At 68.6% G+C, this 17,423-nt stretch carries 18 protein-coding genes; 11 read left to right on the top strand and 7 right to left on the bottom strand.

Features of this window, described 5'->3' with window-relative positions:
* Nucleotides 1-22 precede the first annotated feature (22 nt).
* A complete protein-coding gene (gene ilvA, locus EV645_RS05495; protein ID WP_130440366.1) occupies nt 23-1,225 on the top strand; it encodes a threonine ammonia-lyase in 1,203 nt (400 codons plus the stop codon).
* Here the strand turns inward: ilvA and EV645_RS05490 are convergent.
* Both EV645_RS05490 and EV645_RS05485 read right to left on the bottom strand, forming a co-directional pair.
* Nucleotides 1,210-2,229 carry an alpha/beta fold hydrolase gene (locus EV645_RS05490; RefSeq protein WP_130440364.1) on the bottom strand — a complete coding sequence of 340 codons (1,020 nt, stop codon included), beginning with the start codon at nt 2,227-2,229 and terminating at the stop codon, nt 1,210-1,212. The two genes, ilvA and EV645_RS05490, sit on opposite strands and share 16 nt — an antisense overlap.
* A complete protein-coding gene (locus tag EV645_RS05485) occupies nt 2,222-2,665 on the bottom strand; it encodes a MarR family winged helix-turn-helix transcriptional regulator (protein WP_130440362.1) in 444 nt (147 codons plus the stop codon). The genes EV645_RS05490 and EV645_RS05485 overlap by 8 nt, the downstream gene beginning before the upstream one ends.
* A gap of 88 nt (nt 2,666-2,753) precedes the next feature.
* Between EV645_RS05485 and EV645_RS05480 the strand changes: the two genes are divergently transcribed.
* Both EV645_RS05480 and EV645_RS05475 read left to right on the top strand, forming a co-directional pair.
* Nucleotides 2,754-4,247: an MFS transporter gene (locus EV645_RS05480; RefSeq protein ID WP_242000226.1), complete on the top strand. Its 1,494-nt coding sequence runs from the start codon at nt 2,754-2,756 to the stop codon at nt 4,245-4,247.
* Nucleotides 4,248-4,379: 132 nt separating this feature from the next.
* Nucleotides 4,380-5,342 carry a hypothetical protein gene (locus tag EV645_RS05475; protein WP_130440360.1) on the top strand — a complete coding sequence of 321 codons (963 nt, stop codon included), beginning with the start codon at nt 4,380-4,382 and terminating at the stop codon, nt 5,340-5,342.
* Nucleotides 5,343-6,284: 942 nt separating this feature from the next.
* On the opposite strand, the gene EV645_RS05470 is transcribed toward EV645_RS05475, so the two are convergent.
* Complete coding sequence (locus EV645_RS05470; RefSeq protein WP_130440358.1) at nt 6,285-7,535, bottom strand: MFS transporter; 1,251 nt, start codon at nt 7,533-7,535, stop codon at nt 6,285-6,287.
* 148 nt (nt 7,536-7,683) lie between these two features.
* Here EV645_RS05470 and EV645_RS05465 point away from each other — a divergent pair, with 148 nt between their 5' ends.
* The 4 genes from EV645_RS05465 to EV645_RS05450 are packed head-to-tail and all read left to right on the top strand — an operon-like array spanning nt 7,684 to nt 10,567.
* Entirely contained in the window at nt 7,684-8,661 is a 978-nt protein-coding gene (locus EV645_RS05465) for an ATP-binding cassette domain-containing protein (protein WP_130440356.1), read from the top strand.
* Nucleotides 8,658-9,494, top strand: coding sequence for an ABC transporter permease (locus EV645_RS05460; RefSeq protein ID WP_130440354.1), 837 nt, complete (start codon nt 8,658-8,660; stop codon nt 9,492-9,494). Before EV645_RS05465 ends, EV645_RS05460 begins: the two co-directional genes overlap by 4 nt.
* Before the next feature lie 33 nt (nt 9,495-9,527).
* Nucleotides 9,528-10,136 (top strand): TetR/AcrR family transcriptional regulator, encoded by a 609-nt coding sequence (locus tag EV645_RS05455; RefSeq protein WP_242000225.1) that lies wholly within the window; start codon nt 9,528-9,530, stop codon nt 10,134-10,136.
* Nucleotides 10,133-10,567: a VOC family protein gene (locus tag EV645_RS05450; RefSeq protein WP_130440352.1), complete on the top strand. Its 435-nt coding sequence runs from the start codon at nt 10,133-10,135 to the stop codon at nt 10,565-10,567. The genes EV645_RS05455 and EV645_RS05450 overlap by 4 nt, the downstream gene beginning before the upstream one ends.
* On the opposite strand, the gene EV645_RS05445 is transcribed toward EV645_RS05450, so the two are convergent.
* The 3 genes from EV645_RS05445 to EV645_RS05435 form a co-directional block, all read right to left on the bottom strand.
* Nucleotides 10,495-11,034, bottom strand: coding sequence for a class I SAM-dependent methyltransferase (locus tag EV645_RS05445; protein WP_277877024.1), 540 nt, complete (start codon nt 11,032-11,034; stop codon nt 10,495-10,497). The genes EV645_RS05450 and EV645_RS05445 overlap by 73 nt on opposite strands.
* 126 nt (nt 11,035-11,160) lie before the next feature.
* Nucleotides 11,161-11,673 carry a transcription elongation factor GreA gene (gene greA / locus EV645_RS05440; protein WP_130440348.1) on the bottom strand — a complete coding sequence of 171 codons (513 nt, stop codon included), beginning with the start codon at nt 11,671-11,673 and terminating at the stop codon, nt 11,161-11,163.
* A 219-nt stretch (nt 11,674-11,892) separates the two neighbouring features.
* On the bottom strand, nt 11,893-12,321 hold the full coding sequence (locus EV645_RS05435; RefSeq protein ID WP_130440346.1) for a DUF4307 domain-containing protein: 429 nt from the start codon (nt 12,319-12,321) through the stop codon (nt 11,893-11,895).
* A gap of 58 nt (nt 12,322-12,379) precedes the next feature.
* On the opposite strand from EV645_RS05435, the gene mca reads away from it, so the two are divergent.
* The 3 genes from mca (at nt 12,380) to EV645_RS05420 (ending at nt 14,789) form a co-directional block, all read left to right on the top strand.
* Entirely contained in the window at nt 12,380-13,243 is an 864-nt protein-coding gene (mca, locus tag EV645_RS05430; RefSeq protein WP_130440344.1) for a mycothiol conjugate amidase Mca, read from the top strand.
* A gap of 31 nt (nt 13,244-13,274) precedes the next feature.
* Nucleotides 13,275-13,616 carry a hypothetical protein gene (locus EV645_RS05425; RefSeq protein ID WP_130440342.1) on the top strand — a complete coding sequence of 114 codons (342 nt, stop codon included), beginning with the start codon at nt 13,275-13,277 and terminating at the stop codon, nt 13,614-13,616.
* A gap of 138 nt (nt 13,617-13,754) precedes the next feature.
* Entirely contained in the window at nt 13,755-14,789 is a 1,035-nt protein-coding gene (locus EV645_RS05420) for a copper resistance D family protein (RefSeq protein ID WP_242000224.1), read from the top strand.
* Here the strand turns inward: EV645_RS05420 and EV645_RS05415 are convergent.
* A complete protein-coding gene (locus EV645_RS05415; protein ID WP_198681473.1) occupies nt 14,786-15,313 on the bottom strand; it encodes a nitroreductase family protein in 528 nt (175 codons plus the stop codon). The two genes, EV645_RS05420 and EV645_RS05415, sit on opposite strands and share 4 nt — an antisense overlap.
* Nucleotides 15,314-15,362: 49 nt before the next feature.
* On the opposite strand from EV645_RS05415, the gene EV645_RS05410 reads away from it, so the two are divergent.
* Nucleotides 15,363-17,315: a thioredoxin domain-containing protein gene (locus tag EV645_RS05410; protein WP_130440340.1), complete on the top strand. Its 1,953-nt coding sequence runs from the start codon at nt 15,363-15,365 to the stop codon at nt 17,313-17,315.
* The last annotated feature ends 108 nt before the right edge of the window (nt 17,316-17,423 follow it).

The raw sequence follows: 17,423 nt of genomic DNA, 5'->3' as shown, positions 1-17,423 counted from the left end.
CCGCGAAACGTAAAGTGATTTTGTGATCGATGCCAGGGACATTGCGCGGGCGGCCGATCTGTTGCACGACGTGGTGGCGCCGACGCCGTTGGAGTACTCGCGGTGGTTGAGCGAACTCGTCGGCGGCGACGTGTTCCTCAAGTGCGAGAACCTCCAGCGGACCGGATCATTCAAGCTGCGCGGCGCGTACGTGCGGATGGCCCGCCTGTCGAAAGCCGAGCGCAGCCGGGGCGTGGTCGCGGCCAGCGCCGGCAACCATGCGCAGGGCGTCGCGCTCGCCGCGCAGTTGCTCGGCATCAGGTCGACCGTCTTCATGCCGCACGGCGCGCCGATCCCGAAGGAGAAGGCGACCCGGGCGTACGGCGCGGAGATCCGCTTCGTCGGCACGTCGATCGACGACTGCCTGATCGCGGCGCGCGCGTTCGCGGCCGAGACGGGTGCGGTGCTGATCCATCCGTTCGACCATCCCGACATCGTGGCCGGTCAGGCGACCGCGGGGCTCGAGATCGTCGAGCAGTGCCCACAGGTGCGGACCGTCGTCGTACCGACCGGTGGCGGCGGGTTGCTGGCCGGGATCTCGGCCGCGATGCAGCGCGACGGGATGCCGATCGAGGTTGTCGGCGTACAGGCGGCCGGGGCCGCGGCGTACCCGGCGTCGCTCGAGGCGGGGGAGCCGGTGCAACTGGAGCAGATGGCGACGATGGCGGACGGGATCGCCGTCGGGCTGCCGGGGAAGGTGCCGTTCGAGGCGGTGCAGGCGTACGTCGGCGAGGTGCGGACCGTCGACGAGGATTCGTTGTCCAAGGCCCTCTTACTCGTCCTCGAGCGTGCGAAGCTCGTGGTCGAACCGGCCGGCGCCGCCGCGGTTGCCGCCGTACTCGACGCGCCGAAACGGTTCAAGCCGCCGGTCGTCGTCGTACTGTCCGGCGGAAATATCGATCCGCTGCTGCTGATGCGAGTGATCCGGCACGGTATGGCGGCGGCCGGGCGGTACCTGTCGCTGCGGGTGCGGATCCCGGACACACCCGGTGGACTGGCCACGTTGCTGAACCAGCTCGCCGCGCTGGACGCGAACATCATCGAGATCCTGCACGAGCGGATCTCCGAGACACTGAGTCTCGAGGAGGTCGAGGTCGCCCTGCAGCTCGAGCTCCGCGGCGAGGACCATCGCGAACGCGTCCTCGCCGGACTCGTTGCCAACGGCTACAGCTACACGCTCAACTGACGAACGTGGTCGACCAGGCTGATCAGGAACTTGCCCGGCTCCTCCCACGGCGCGAGATGTGCCGAGTGCTCGAACCAAACCGCTTGTTTATAAGGCGCTTCGACCGCCTCGAGCCAGGCCTCCACCGGCTTCGTCGGCGTCGTGTAGTCGTGCCGTCCGAAGAACATCAGCACCGGGATCGGGAACTCCGTCACCCCGGTGTAGTCGACCGTGAGCATCTCGTCCAGCACGCGGCCCAACGTGAATTCGTTGCCCTCGCCAATCGTCTCGGTCTCCTCGACCGTGTACTCCGGTGACAGCAGCGGCGCCTGGAAGTAGTACAGCGAGTCCTCGCGGTACGCCGACAGGCCGCCGCGGTACTGCGCCCACTGCCGGGCGATGATGATCCGCTCGCGGGTCACCGGCTCGTCACCGGGGTACGGCGCGATCGACGCGAGCTGCTCGAGCGCTTCGGTGTGATTGTGCGCGCGGGCCTGCTGCATTGCGTACTCGAAACACAGGCCCTCGTTGGCGTGGCCGTCGACGATCTGGCCGATCCCGACGTACGCGTAGAAGAGATCGGGGCGGGTCAGCGCGGCCTGCAGGGCGACGATGCTGCCCCAGCTGTGCCCGAGCAGGATCAGCTTCTCGACGCCGTACCGATCCCTGATCTGCTCGGCGAGCTCGATCGCGTCCGCGGCGTACTGCGCGACCGTGAGGGTGTCCGAGATCGTCTCGGGGTCGACCGCGCGCAGCGTGCGACCGGCGGCGCGTTGGTCGTAGGTGACGACGGTGAAGTACTCCTCGACCGGCCGCTGGAACTGCCAGGCCGCCGGGGCGAGCGGCGAGGCCGGACCGCCGTGGATGAAGAAGATGACCGGGTTCGAGCGATCCCTGCCGCGGGCGTAGACGCAGTGGTCGATGCCACCGGCTGTGAGTTCGTAGCTCTCCTGGACGCCTGACGGCGTCACGATGCGATGCAGGTCCGCGATGACCTCGCGGGCGTCGTCGAAGGTCTCAGTCACCCGTCGAGGGTAGAGGCTCGCAGCTCTTCACGAGAGGTGCGTGCAAGCGATCGGCGAGAACACGACGCTGGGTCGGCTGTGCTTCGCCCTGAAGCTGCAGACCTTCGTCAGTCAGCCGGACGTTGATCGCGCGGCGATCCTCCGGGCACATGTGCCGCTCGACCAGGCCGGCGACCTCGAGGCGGCCGATCACCCGGGACAGGGCGCTCTGGCTCAGATGCACGGACTTGGCGATCGTCGCCACCTTCGCAGAGTGCTCCGGCAGCTCGGCGAGGCGCTCGAGCACCTCATACTCACTCATGCCCAGCGAGTGGCCCACCTGCAGCGCCCGGTCGAGAGCACAGGTCAGGTCGGCGTGGCGAGCCAGGAGCTCGCGCCATTCGCGCACATCGGCGTTGGTCTCACCAGTCCCAACGCTGACCTTCGTAGCGGCCATGCCGGTGACGATAGCATGCACGCGCATTCAATGCAAACGCATTTAATGCCTAGACATTAGATGCATGTGCATGGAATAGTCTCTCCTCGTGACTACGCAAACCACATCACCGGCCCGCATGACCTGGGACGCGCGCCTCTGGGGCGCTCTCCTCGTGGTCTGCGGCGTGATCTTCCTCGACGGCCTGGACGTGTCCATGGTCGGCATGTCACTGCCGTCCATCGGCGCCGACCTGGGCGTCTCCCTTTCGTCTCTCCAGTGGGTCGTGACCGGCTACGTGCTCGGGTACGGCGGCCTGCTGCTCCTCGGCGGGCGGACCGCCGATCTGCTCGGCCGGCGTCGCGTCTTCCTGATCGCGCTGGCCGTGTTCGCCGTCGTCTCGATGCTGAGCTCGCTGGCGAGCAACCCCGAACTGCTCATCGCGGCGCGGTTCGTGAAGGGTGTCGCCGCGGCGTTCACGGCCCCGGCAGCGCTCTCGATCATCACCACGACCTTCCACGAGGGCCCGGATCGCAACCGCGCCCTCAGTATCTTCACCACCTGCGCCGCCAGCGGCTTCTCGATGGGCCTCATCCTCGGCGGCGCGCTGACCGAGGTCGGCTGGCGCTGGACCTTCCTGATGCCCGGCCCGGTCGCCCTGATCGTGCTGCTGTTCGGCCTCAAGCTGATCCCGAACAGCCCGCGTGACGACGCTGCCGGCGGGTACGACGTACCGGGTGCGGTCACCGTCACCGGCGGAATGCTGTCCCTGGTGTACGCCGTCGTCGGCGCCGAACACGCCGGCTGGGTGTCGGTGCAGACCTTCGGGCTGTTCGCGCTCGCGATCGTGCTGCTGACGAGCTTCGTCGTGATCGAGCAGCGCACCAAGCACCCGCTGGTCCGGCTCGGCATCCTGCGCAACCCGTCGCTGCGGCGGGCGAACCTGGCCATCCTGACCGTCTTCGGTTCGTACGTCGCTTTCCAGTTGATCGGCACGATGTACTTCCAGAACCTGCTCGGCTGGTCGTCGTTCCAGACCGCGCTGGGCTTCCTCCCGGCCGGCTTGCTGGTCGCCACGCTCTCGCCGAACGTCGGCAAGATCGTGGACCGGGTCGGCACCGAGAAGATGATCATTCTGGCGATGGGGCTGTTCGTCGCCGGGTACGCGCTGAGCCTGCGGATCGGCCCGGAGTCGGCGTACTTCTCGACGGTGTTCCCGACGATCATGCTGCTCGGGCTCGGGTTTGCGATCGGGTTCCCGTCGCTGAACATCCAGGCGGTGTCCGGGGTGCCGGACCACGAGCAGGGCCTCGCGTCCGGGCTGTTCAACACCTCGAACCAGGTCGGCGGCGCGGTGGTTCTGGCGATCGTGACCGCGGTGATCAGCGGCCAGTCGGTCGGTGTCACCACGGCGGCCGGGATGCTGCCGGCGTACAAGGCCGGACTGGGGGTCGTGACGGGGATCGCGGCGCTCGGACTGGTGATCGCACTGACCGGTCTGCGCGGGCTGAAGGCTCGCCGGGCCGTCGAAGAGGAGGAGGCGGCCGAGCTGACCGCCGTACAGGACGAGCTGGCGTCGGAGGAGATGACGCCGGCGGCGTGACAACAACCGGCTCCCGCGCGGGGCTGTGAGGTTATAGATGAGTGGTGCGGACTTCTTTCGGGGGTCCGCACCACTGCTTTTCGGGGGATTCCCCGATTGGTTTCGACCCGTCGGGGTGCTGCACTGGGGGACATGAGCAACCAGAGCTACGACCAGCAGGTCAAGGACATCCTCGACCGGGTCGCCAAGGGCCACCTCTCCACCGAGGAGGCCACCACCCTGATCGCCGCCATCAAGACCACCCCATCCGAGCCTGAGGCTCCGGCGGCAGAAGCTCCGGTTGCCGACGAGCCGTCCACTTCGGTCTGGGCCGATGCAGTCGACTCACCCACGGCTGAGCCAGTCGCCGAGCCAGTCGCCGAGCCTGTGGCAGAGCCGGTCGTCGAGCCGTCCTCGGTTCAGGACGTCGTGGATGCCGAGGACGAGGCTGAGCCGGTTGAAGAGGAGCACAGCAACGTGCCGGTTCCGGCGGGGGTACAGCGGGTTACGGTGCGGGCGATCGGGCGGCGGGTCCGGCTGATCGGTGAGCCGGCCGTGAACGGCGTGGCTGTCGACGGGCCGCATCTGATCAAGCGCGACGGGGACACGCTCGCCATCAGCAGTGAAGGCGACATGGGCGTCTCGATCGACGGGTTCAGCATGCTGCGCAACCCGACCGACCTGAAGGCGCACGTCAACGGTCTCGCCAAGGAGCTGTCGGTCCGCGTCAACCCGAGCCTGCAGGTCGAGGTCGAGGTCACCGGCGGCAGCGTCAACGCCGAGCGCCTGCCCGGTCTGACCCGCGTCCGCGTCACCGCCGGTACGGCGAAGGTCACCGACGTCGACGGCCCGATCGACGTACTCGTGCAGGCCGGCTCGGCCACCCTGGACGCCCAGATCACCAAGGGCCGCTCCCGCGTCCGCGTCGAGTCCGGTACGGCGCAGGTCACGCTCCGCCGCGGCTCCGACGTCCACGTCCACACCGAGGCCCAGCTCGGCCGCGTCACCTGGTCCGGCGCCGTCTCCGGCCAGTCCAAGGACGTCGAGATCGGCCGCGGCCGCGCCGCCCTGGACGTAGAAGTCCTCGTCGGCACCGCCCAAATCACCTCCGACTAACCCCCGCCCGCCCCGCCCGCCGGGTGGTGCCGCGGCCCGGCGCGGCGCGGACTCGCCCGCCCCGCCCCGCCCCGCCGCGCCAGCCCGCCCCGCCGCGCCGAGCCAGCCCGCCGAGCCAGCCCCGCCGCCCCCGCCCTGCCCCGCCCCGCCCGGCCATGCCAGCCCCGCCCCCCGCGTCGGCCGGCCCAGCCCCGCCTAGCCGCCCAGCCCTGCGCCGCCGCCCAGGCCCGCATTTGAGGGGTTATCCCGTGGCGTTGCCGGTTCTGACCTCTTGTGAACGGGGGAGAACCGGTAACACCAGGGGATAACCCATGGTGTTAACGGCGCGGGGCGGGGCCGCGCCAGCACGCCCCGCCAGCACGCCGCGCCAGCACGCCCCGCCAGCACGCCCCGCCAGCCCGCCCCGCCGCGCCAGCCCCGCCCCGCCGTGCCAGCCCCGCCGCCCAGGCCCGCATTTGAGGGGTTATCCCGTGGCGTTGCCGGTTCTCACCTCTTGTGAACGGGGGAGAACCGGTAACACCAGGGGATAACCCATGGTGTTAACGGCGCGGGGCGGGGCCGCGCCAGCACGCCCCGCCAGCACGCCGCGCCAGCACGCCCCGCCAGCACGCCCCGCCAGCCCGCCCCGCCGCGCCAGCCCCGCCCCGCCGTGCCAGCCCCGCCGCCCAGGCCCGCATTTGAGGGGTTATCCCGTGGCGTTGCCGGTTCTCACCTCTTGTGAACGGGGGAGAACCGGTAACACCAGGGGATAACCCATGGTGTTAACGGCGCGGGGCGAGGCCGCTCCAGCCCCGTCCCGCCAGCCCCGCCGCGGCCGCCCCGCCCCGCTGTGCCAGCCCCGCCGCCCAGGCCCGCATTCGAGGGGTTATCCCGTGGAGTTGGTGGTTCTCACCTCTTGTGAACGGGGGAGAACCGGCAACACCAGGGGATAACCCATGGTGTTCACGGCGCGGGGTGGAGTGGTTGGTGGGGGTTGGGGGAGGGGATCGTGCGTAGCGTGCGAAGTGGGGAGAGGTAGAGGACAGCGTTTCCGGTGAGGGTGCCGAGGCCTGCGATCCACAACGTGGTGTGCAGGCCGAACGCTGTGCCAAGTGCCCCGCCGAGCAGGCTGCCGAGGGGTGTGGCGCCCCAGCTGACGAAGCTCATGGTGGCGCTCACCCGGCCCTGGAGCTCGGGCGGGCACAGCCGTTGCTGCGTGCTGACCTGCAGGATGTAGCTGACGATGATGGAGAAGCCGGCGAGCAACGTGCCGACGACGAACCAGCTGACCTGCCAGCCCGGCGCGGTCATTGCCTGCACGGTGAACGCGACACCGATCCCCGTCGAGGACAGCAGCAGCGTGCGCGCATCGCCGTACCGGGTGCTGAGTCGCTCGGTGACGACGGATGCGACGATCGCGCTGCAGAGGCCGATCATGCTCAGTACGCCGATCGTTGCCGGCTGCAAATGAACCGCGCGGACCAGGTAGACGACCATGATCGCGCCTGCCGCTGCCTGGAAGAGCATCGTCACCATGGTGTTCAGAGCGAGCGGCCGCAGCAGCGGGTGATGGAACACGAGCCGCATCCCGTCCGCGATCTCGCGCCGCAGGTCAGGCCGTTCGGGCTTGACCGGCTCGGCCTCGGGTGCCCGGATCGAGCGCAGCCACACGGCTGACCAGAGGAAACTCAAAGAGTCGAGGCCGATGGTCAGCGCCGCTCCGAGCCACTGGACGAGGATGCCGCCGGCGCCCGCGCCGACCACCGCGGCGATCGAGTGGTTGGCCGCCAGTTTGGCGTTGCCCGGCAGCAGGCGATCACGCTCGAGCAGCCGTGGCAGGTACGAATTGTGCGCGACGTCGAACAACACCGTGAGGATCCCGGCCGGCACGAGTACGGCGTACACCTGCGTGAGCGTGAGTACGTCGAACCACCAGGCGATCGGGATCGACGCGTAGAGCAGCGCCCGCAGTAGGTCGGCGTACACGAGGACCGGGCGGCAGCGGATCCGGTCGGCCCACGCGCCCGCGAACAGGCCGAGGACCAGCCAGGCCGCCGTCTCGCAGGTCCGGAGCAGCGAGACCTGCAGTGTCGACGCGTTCAGCGTGAGTACGGCGAGCAGCGGGATCGCGCTCATGCTCAGGCGGGAACCGAGCTGACTGAGTAGGTCGGCGGCCCACAGCCGGCGGAAGTCAGGGTGACGGAGGATGCCCATTCCGCGACCGTAGAGCCTGAGTTGAGTCCTGTCGACTCAAGTATCAACAAAGTTGAGTCGATGAGACTCAATATAATTCCCGGGTGAAATTGTCGGCGCTCTCCGGCAGGATGGTGGCCTGCGTCACATCCAGAAGGGGGACGTGCGGATGGCTGCAATCGAGGCGACCGGCCTCGTGAAGACATTCAAAGGCAGGAAGTCGACGGTCAAGGCACTCGACGGGATCGATCTCGACGTGCCGGAGGGGACGGTGCTCGGCCTGCTCGGGCCGAACGGGGCAGGCAAAACCACGGCAGTCCGGGTGCTGACCACGCTGCTCCGGCCGGACGCCGGCACAGCCCGCGTGCTCGGGCACGACGTGGTGAAGGAGGCGGACACCGTTCGCGGGCTCGTCGGCCTCTCCGGGCAGTATGCCGCCGTCGACGAACTACTGACCGGCCGGGAGAACCTGTGGATGTTCGGCCGGCTCTACCGGCTCCCGAGCGACCAGGCCAAGCGCCGGGCGGAGGAGCTGCTGGCCACGTTCGATCTGACCGACGCCGCGGACCGGATCCTGAAGACGTACTCCGGCGGCATGCGCCGTCGGCTCGACCTGGCCGGCTCGCTGATCGCGCATCCGAAGGTGCTGTTCCTCGACGAGCCTACGACCGGGCTCGACCCGCGATCCCGGCTCGACCTGTGGCAGATCATCCGCGATCGCGTCAGTGAGGGCGTGACGATCCTCCTCACCACGCAGTACCTGGAGGAGGCCGACGAGCTGGCCGACAGCATCGCGGTGGTCGACCACGGCTCGGTGATCGCCCGCGGTACTGCGGACGAGCTCAAGTCGAAGGTCGGCGGCGAGCGGATCGAGGTCGTCGTCCACGACGCGGCCGATCTGACCCGGGCGTTGGAGCTGCTCACCAGCGCGCTCGGGATCGCCGATCCGGAAGCGACGTCGCTCGAGGAGCACTCGCGCCGGATCACGGTGCCGGCTCCGGGTGGTTCGAGTGCGCTGGTCGAGGTGATCCGGACGCTGGACGCCGCGGGGATCCGGATCGCTGATATCGGCCTGCGGCGGCCCACGCTGGACGACGTGTTCCTCACCCTCACCGGGCACGAGGCTGAGCAGAAGGAGTCGATATGAGTATCGAGGTGCCGGCCCGGGTGAGTCCGGTCGCGCGGGCGGTGTCGGATGCCGGGATCCTGGCGTGGCGGAGCCTGAAGCGGATCCCGCGGACGCCGGACATGCTGATCTACGCGACCATCCAGCCGATCATGTTCGTGCTGCTGTTCGCCTACGTGTTCGGGAACGCGATCCCGATCCCCGGTTTTCCCGGACCGCGTGCTTACCGGGAGTTCCTGATGGCCGGGATCTTCGCGCAGACGATGGCGTTCGCGGTCGCGTCGGCGAGCGTCGGGCTGGCCGACGACATGTCGAAGGGGCTGATCGACCGGTTCAGGTCCTTGCCGATGGCAAGGTCCGGGGTGATCGCCGGGCGGGTGGTCGGCGACCTGGTCTTCAACGCGTTCGTGATGCTGATCATGGTGCTCTGCGGATTCATCGTCGGCTGGCGCTGGCACAACGGGTTCGGTCAGGCGCTGGCGGCGTTCGCGATCCTGCTGCTGTTCGCGTTCGCGATGCTCTGGGTGGGTGCGCTGATCGGGCTGTCCGTCGGCGGCCCCGAGGTGGCGGCGTCCGCGGGGCTGATCTGGCTGTTCCCGCTGACCTTCCTCTCGAACGCGTTCGTCCCGACGCCGCAACTCCCGAGCGCCCTGCAACCGGTCGCCGAGTGGAACCCGATCTCCTCGATCGTCGCGGCCTGCCGGCACCTGTTCGGCAACCCGTCGCCGTTCGCCAGCCCCGACGGTTTCCCCGCCCAGCACCCGGTCTGGCTCTCGCTGATCTGGTGTGCGGCGATCATCGCGATCTTCGCCCCGCTGGCGGTCCGCAAGTACCGGAGTGCCACTGGGCATTGACAAGATTTAAACACCGTGCAAATAATCCGAACTGTGTTAAAGAGTTCGGACGGGGACTGGCGTGCGGCCCGTCGGGCGAATGCCCGGGCGGCGGTGCTCGACGCCGCCTGGGGTCTGGTGCGGGAGAACGGGCTGGCCGCGCTGTCGTTGCGCGAGCTGGCCAAGCGCGCCGGGATCACCACGCCGACGGTCTACGCGTACTTCGAGTCCAAGAACGCGATCCTGGACGCGATGTTCGCGCAGGCCGCACAGTCGTTCGTGGAGTTCATGAGCTCGTTGCCGGCCAGCGACGATCCGGTGGCGGACATGGCCGCCGCGGTGCGCCGGTTCAGCGACTTCTGCGTGTCCGACGTACCGCGGTACCAACTGTTGTTCCAGCACTCGGTCCCCGGCTTCACGCCGTCGCCCGAGTCGTACGGGATCGCGCTCAGCGCACTCGCGCTGGCCCGCGACCTCCTCGCACGCAACGGCGTGCACGATCCACGGCACCTCGACATCTGGACCGCGATCACCACCGGCCTGGTCGGCCAGCAGATCTCCAACGACCCGGGCGGCGATCGGTGGACCGGTCTGATCGAGGACGTGACCCGGATGTTCCTCGCTCAGTACGGGGACGCCACGCAGCACAAGGGGGAATCATGACCACAGTCACGCAGCCCAGACTCCATCACCTGGCTCTCACCGTGACCGATCTCGACGCGAGCGTCCAGTGGTACGGCGACGTGTTCGACGTCCATCCGATCCTCGACGTACCGCACCAGGGCGGTGTCGGCCGCATTCTCGCCGACGCGGACCAGCAGCTGATGATCGCGCTGCATCACCACGACACCAACAACGGAGCCCTCTGCGCCGAGTCCGTGACCGGGCTCGACCACGCCGGCTTCACGGTCGCGACCCGCGCCGACCTCGAAGCCTGGCAGGACCACCTCGAGGCCCACGGCGTTGTCCGCGCCGACGTCGCCGACAAGCCCCTCACCCAGTCCCCGATCGCCGACGAGCCCTACGCCTCCGTCCTTGTCTTCCGCGACCAGGACAACATCCAGCTAGAGCTGTTCGCCCCAGTCGCGCAGTAGCGGCGGACGGCGGTGATCGCCATCGTGTAGTCGTGCTCAGGCCCGAACTGGGCCGGCGTGAAGTCGCCGGTGACGGTGACGCCGTCGGGTAGGTCGACCTGGATCGCGGGCGCCCAGGGAGTGGGGAAGTTGTCGGCGGGTGGCTCCGCGTAGTTGATGCCGACCGGGAAGACGTTGAACGCGAGTGCGCCGCCGACGGCGAGGTGATCGTGGCACCGGCGGAGAGTCTGGAGGGCTTCTTGCCGGTCCATGATGCAGGAGAAGCTGCCGCACGGGATGTAGATGGTCCGGAACCTGCCTGGTACGGCGAGCTCCTGCATCGGCTGCTCGTACAAGGTGGGCTCCAGGCCCAGCCGTGCCGCGTCCTGCCGGCAGGCCGTGAGCATGTCGCGCGAGATGTCGCTCCCGGACACGTCCAGACCTTCGGCGAGGTAGGTCAGCAGCAACCGGCCTGACCCGCACCCCAGCTCGAGTGCGGGCCCGTCCTGGTCCCGGATGATGTCGCGGTCGCGAAGCCGCCTCCGGATTACCTGACCCTCAAAAGCAAGCGCCCCGGTGGGGTGTCCACCGGGGCGCTTGCGAGCTTTGGTGGGTCAGCCGGTGAACGGCTCCGCGGCGACGATCTGGACCGTTACGGGCTTACCGTTGGGCGCCTCGTAGGTGGCCTTGTCGCCCTTCTTCTTGCCGAGGATCGCGGCTCCGAGGGGGGACTGCGGCGAGTACACGTCGATGTCGACCGACGCGTCCAGCGCGAGCAACTCGCGGGAGCCGAGCAAGAACGTCTCGACGTCGTCGTCACCGGCGAAGGTGATCGACACCTTCATGCCGGGCTCGATCTTGCCGCCGGCCTTCGGGGTCTCGCCGACCCGGGCGCGACGGAGCATGTCCTCGAGCTGCCGGATCCGGGCCTCGATCTTGCCCTGCTCGTCCTTGGCGGCGTGGTAGCCGCCGTTCTCCTTGAGGTCGCCCTCGTCCCTGGCCTCACTGATCCGCTGCGTGATCTCCGCGCGGGCCGGGCCCTTGAGGTGCTCGAGCTCCGACTTCAGCTGGTCGTAACCGTCCTGCGTCAGCCAGACAACGCTGTCCTCAGCGATCTTTTGCGTCACGGGCTGCTCCTTGTGTCGATGGAATGGGCAGGAAAATACTGCTGGCCGCCGTCGTCGACGGCGACCAATCAAACGAGCGTAGCAAGAGACCGCCGATCACGCAGGGGTTCTAGGGCGACTCAAACGCTTGGAAAACGCTTGCTTGGAAGGTTTTCGCCGCCCTGTGGCGAGAATCGCGGTAATCGGTTGCCGTGTCAGGTTGGCCGGCGTGAGCGCGGGTCAGTGCGGGCGGTGCTGGTCCGCCGTCGTACAGCCGACGAGGACGACGGCGGTTGCAGAGCGTTGCGTTGTCAGCGTGACCGGGAGCACCTGGTGGCGGGGCGAATCCGCCTTCACCGTCACGGTCACCTCTCCCACGATCGAGAAGTCGGCAGCCTTCGCCTGCAGTCGGCAGCTGGCTTCCACCGATTTGGTCCGGTCCACCTGCATCGTGGCCTTCGCGCTCGTCGGCGAGACGATCTCGAAACCGTTCAGTTGCGAGGTGACCGGCGGATTCGACTGCACCCAGGCTGCCCACACCAGCCACGCCAGACCGGCCAGGATCACGACCCCCAGGCCGCCGATCACGAGCGGCCGCCGGGACCGCCCGCGCCTGCCGTACCGCGTGTTGAGGTCGGAGGTCGGGGTGGCGGCAGATGACTCGGTCACAGGTAGTCCAGGGGGTCGGTCGTGGGTTTTGCCGGAGGTTGGAGGACCATTGTGTCTTGTGAGTGGAGATCTTCGGTTGTTGCATGTGCACGCCCACCCGGATGACGAGTCGAGCAAGGGAGCCGCGTCGACGGCCAGGTACGTGGCTGAGGGCGTCGAGGTGATGGTCGCCACCTGTACCGGCGGCGAACGCGGATCGATCCTGAATCCGAAGATGGACCGCCCGGAGGTGCTGGCGAACATCACCGAGATCCGCCGCAAGGAGATGGACGCGGCCCGCGAGATCCTCGGCATCCGGCAGGAATGGCTGGGCTGGGTCGACTCGGGTTTCCCGGAGGGTGACCCGCTGCCGCCGCTGCCCGAGGGCTGTTTCGGCGCGCTCAAGGTCGAGGACGCCGCCGCGCCGCTGGTAAAGCTGATCCGCGAGTTCCGGCCGCAGGTCGTCACGACGTACGACGAGAACGGCGGCTATCCGCACCCGGATCACGTCATGTGCCACCAGATCACCGTGGCTGCCTTCGAGGCGGCTGGTGACAAGGACGCGTACCCGGAGCTCGGCGAGCCGTTCCAGCCGTTGAAGCTGTATTACCACCACACGTTCCACTACGAGCGGATGAAGGCACTGCACGACGCGATGGTCGCGCGCGGCCTCGAATCGCCGTACGCCGAGCGCCTGAAGGACTGGAAGCCGGACCCGGAGAACGAGCGCCGGATCACCACCCGGGTCGAGTGCGCGGAGTACTTCTCGGTCCGGGACCGGGCACTGCTGGCGCACGCCACGCAGATCGACCCGGACGGCGGCTGGTTCACCGTGCCGCTCGAGGTGCACCAGGCGGCCTGGCCGACCGAGGACTACGAGCTTGCGCGGAGTCTGGTCGAGTCTGAGCTGCCTGAAAATGACCTGTTCGCGGGGCTGCGCTGACGGGCGGGCTGGACAGTGAGAGACTGGTGGCGTGACAGCGACGACCTCCCTTCTGACGGCCGAGATCGACCCGAATACGGTGAAACCCGGTTGGGTCGCGCTGTTGATCGTGCTCGCTCTCGGTGCCGCCACGGTGCTTCTGTGGCGCAACATGGGCAAACAGCTGAAGCGCATCGACGTGGACCGCGCTGGTGCGGACGGCCCAGCACCGTCCGGCGACCCAGCGAGTCCGGACAGCTCGCCGTCCCAGGATGGCGATGCAGCGCCTACGACTTCGGCCCTGACACCGACGGAGACTCCGACGGAGACCTCGCCGGCGACTGATGCAGCGTCGGGGGACTCGAAGGAGTCGAAGGAACACTCTCAGCACTGACGCCATGACAGTGCGGTAACCGATTCCTGGGAGCTGGGCTACACCCTGGTCACGAGATGGTGTCGGACTGGGCAGCCCACCTCCGCGTGACCCTATAGTGAGCCGGGTGCTGAATGGTGCCCCTCCCCGGTCCGCTCGGTGAGCGCGACTCGCGCTACCCGCGCCGCCCGGCATCGCATGCCCGGACGTCTGGTCGCGGCCGGGGTCGGTGCTGTCGTCATCGCCTCCGTGGCTCTGGTGGTCGCGCTGTTCGCGGCCGGCAGCCAGCCGCGTGACCTCGGCGGGGTCGGCGGTCCGGACCTCTTCATCTCCTGGCTGCTGCCGCTGCTCAAGCTGATGTCCACGTTGGCAACGGTCGGCTGCGCCGGCGCGCTGCTCGCGGCGGTCGTGCTGCTCCGGATCGAGGGCGGTCCCCTCGGCGTACAGGGCCGGCGTGCGGTCCGGGACGCGAGCAACTCGGCGATCATCTGGGCGGTCTGCGCGTTCGCCAACGCGGTCGTCACCGCGGCGATCCTGCTCGACACCCCTGTCGGGTTGCTGCGCATGCGGTTCGACGACGCGCTCGGCGTGCCCGAGGTCAAGGCGCTGCTGATCACGGGCATTCTCGTGCTCGCGCTGGCGATCGGCATCCGCCGGGTGCAGACGTCGTCGGCGGCAGGGCTCGGCGTACTGGTCGCGATCGCCGCGTTGATCCCGACCGCGGTCACGGCGTACCCACGGAACGAGTCGTACGTCGTACTGGCCGGCGCGGCGCTCGTCCTCCACGTGATCGCGGCAACCACGTGGGTCGGCGGGCTCGCGGGGCTGGTCCGGTACGGGCGGGCGAGCCGGACCGGGCTGCCGATCGTGCTGGAGCGCTACGGGCAGGTCGCCTACATCTCGTCGATCGCCGTGCTGCTCAGCGGCCTGATCAGCGCCGCCGGACGGTTGGCCGCGAAGGGCGGCGGCTGGGGCTCGATCCTCGACCCGCTCACCGGCGACGCGTACGGCGCCCTGCTGATCGTCAAGATCGCCGCCTTCCTGCTCCTCATCGTCCTGTCCGCCCTCCACCGCGGCCGCGCCCACGGCGACCTCGTCGACGGCGGCCAGCCGTTCTGGCGCATCGTCGGCGTGGAACTCTTCGTGATGGCGCTCGCCCTGGGCCTGTCGATCGCCCTGTCCCAGACGATTTAGTCCCAGGGGGCAGTCCGGAGTTCCTCGGTAGTGCGTCGTTCGCGGTCTGCCGGGCGGTCCTCGGCGGCGCGGCCGATCGCGATCATGGAGACGATATGCCAGCCGGCGCCCGGTTTCAGGTCGTCGGTCAGGGTCTCGAGGTTGAAGGCTCGGAACTGGCGGCAGGCGAGGTCCATGGCGTGGGCCTGCAGGGTCAGGTGCGCGACCGACTGGCCGAGGTCGTAGTCCGCGAAGTCGGAGTAGGCCCAATCGGTGTCTTCGACGTACCGATGGGCGATGGTGACGATCAGCAGGGACGCGCTCGGCGCCCAGCGGGCGGAGCTGCGAGCGAGGTGCTTGACCACGCGATCGTGCTCGGGCTCGCCGCGGCGTGCGACGAAGTACGCCCAGGGCTGGGAGTTGCCCGCGGACGGCGCCCATCGGGCCGCGTCGAGGAGCAGCTCGACGTCGTCGTCGGTAACGGTCCAGCCAGAGTCGAACCACAGCGGGCTGAAACGGCTGGCGAGCAACGGGTGCACGGGCATGCACCAGTCCAACTGCTGCGCCGAGCGGTCCATTCCGTACGGTGGGGGCATGGCGAACGAGCTCGGGCGATCGACCAGTCCGTATCTGCGGCAGCACGCGGAGAACCCGGTCGAGTGGCGGGAGTGGTCGGACCGGGCGTTCGCGGAGGCGCGGGAGCGGGACGTGCCGATCTTCCTGTCGGTCGGGTACTCCGCTTGTCACTGGTGCCATGTGATGGCTCATGAGTCGTTCGAGGACGCGGAGACGGCGGCCTACCTGAGCGAGCACTTCGTGAGCGTGAAGGTGGATCGGGAGGAGCGGCCGGACGTCGACGCGATCTACATGGCGGCGACGGTGGCGATGACCGGGCAGGGCGGCTGGCCGATGTCGGCGTTTCTGACGCCGGCGGGCGAGCCGTTCTTCTGCGGGACGTACTTCCCGAAGGAGGCGCGCGGTGGGATGGGGTCGTTCCGGCAGGTGCTGGAGGCGATCACCGACGCCTGGACGAACCGGCGCGAGCAGATCGACGGGATCGGGAAGCGGGTGGTCGAGCAACTCGGCGCGCAGCAGCAGCCGACGGGGGGAGAGTTCGACCTGGACCGGGCGGTGCAGCTGCTGAAGACCGACTTCGATCCGGTCGACGCCGGGTTCGGGCAGGCGCCGAAGTTCCCGCCGTCGATGGTGCTCGACTTCCTGCTGCGCCATCACCGGCGTACCGGCGACGAGGATGCGCTCGCGATGGTCGCGCACACCTGCGACCGGATGGCGCGCGGCGGGATGTACGACCAGCTGGCCGGCGGGTTCGCGCGGTACTCCGTCGACGGCCAGTGGACCGTGCCGCACTTCGAGAAGATGCTGTACGACAACGCGCTCCTCCTCGACGTCTACACGCAGTGGTGGACCGGGTCAGCGGATCCGCTCGCGAAGCGGATCGCCGAGGAGACCGCGGACTTCTTGTTGGAAGAGCTCCGTACGCCGGAGGGCGGGTTCGCATCGGCGCTCGACGCCGACACGGACGGGGAAGAGGGCAAGTACTACGCCTGGACGCCGGATCAGCTGCACGAGGTGCTGGGCACGGAAGATGCCGACTGGGTCATCGACCTCTGCGACGTCACCGGCACCTTCGAGCACGGCTCGTCGGTGCTCCAGCTCCGGCAGGATCCCGACGATGCCGGGCGTTGGCAGCGCATTCGGCAAGCGTTGAAGCAGGCACGGAGCAACCGCACCTACCCGGGTCGCGACGACAAGGTAGTTGCCGCGTGGAACGGTCTGGCGATCACGGCCCTCACCCGCGCGGGCGTGGTGCTCGGCAAACCGCAGTACGTCGAGGCTGCTGTCGCCGCGGCTGGATTGATCCGGGACGTACATCTCGACGGGCGGCTGTATCGGACGTCGCGGGATGGTGTTCGCGGGAGCGCGGACGGCGTACTCGAGGACTATGCGGCGTTTGCCCAAGCCTGTTTGACATTGCTGGGTGCGACGGGTGAGGTCGAGTGGTTCGAGACGGCGGAGTCCTTGCTGGACAGGGTTCTGGAGCAGTTTGTTGCTGATGGCTCCTATTTTGACACTGCGGCGGATGCGGAGGAGCTCGTCTGGCGGCCGCAGGATCCGACGGACAATGCCACGCCGTCCGGTGTCAGCTTGGCCGCCGAGGCGTTCACCACGCTGGCGAGTCTGACCGGATCGGTCCGGTACGAGACGGCAGCTCTTGAAGCATTGAAGGCGTCGGCGGCCATCGCTGAGCGGGCGCCGAGATTCGCCGGCCGGGCGCTCGCGGTCGCCGAGACGATTGCCGGCGGCCCCCTTGAGATCGCCGTCGTCGGCCTGCAGCCCGAGTTGATCAGGATCGCGTTCACCGACGCGCCCTGGGGTACGGCGATCGTCGCGGGCGAGCCCGGTCTCGCCGTACCACTGATGGAGGGTCGCGACCAGCGCGCGGCGTACGTCTGTCAGAAATTCACCTGCCGGCTGCCCGTCACGTTGCCGGAACACCTTCGGCGCGAGTTGCGTCCGGCGGACTGACCCCTCGCCGAACGCAGGTTTTCCCCTTCGTTTCGGTCAAATCTCTTGACTCACGGCGACCGGACCGCAACAGTCGGTCCTCACGTCGGATGTAACAGAAATCGCATG

The organism is Kribbella rubisoli (genome assembly GCF_004217145.1).
GTDB lineage: Bacteria > Actinomycetota > Actinomycetes > Propionibacteriales > Kribbellaceae > Kribbella > Kribbella rubisoli.
This window is presented reverse-complemented; position numbering and strand designations above follow the sequence as displayed.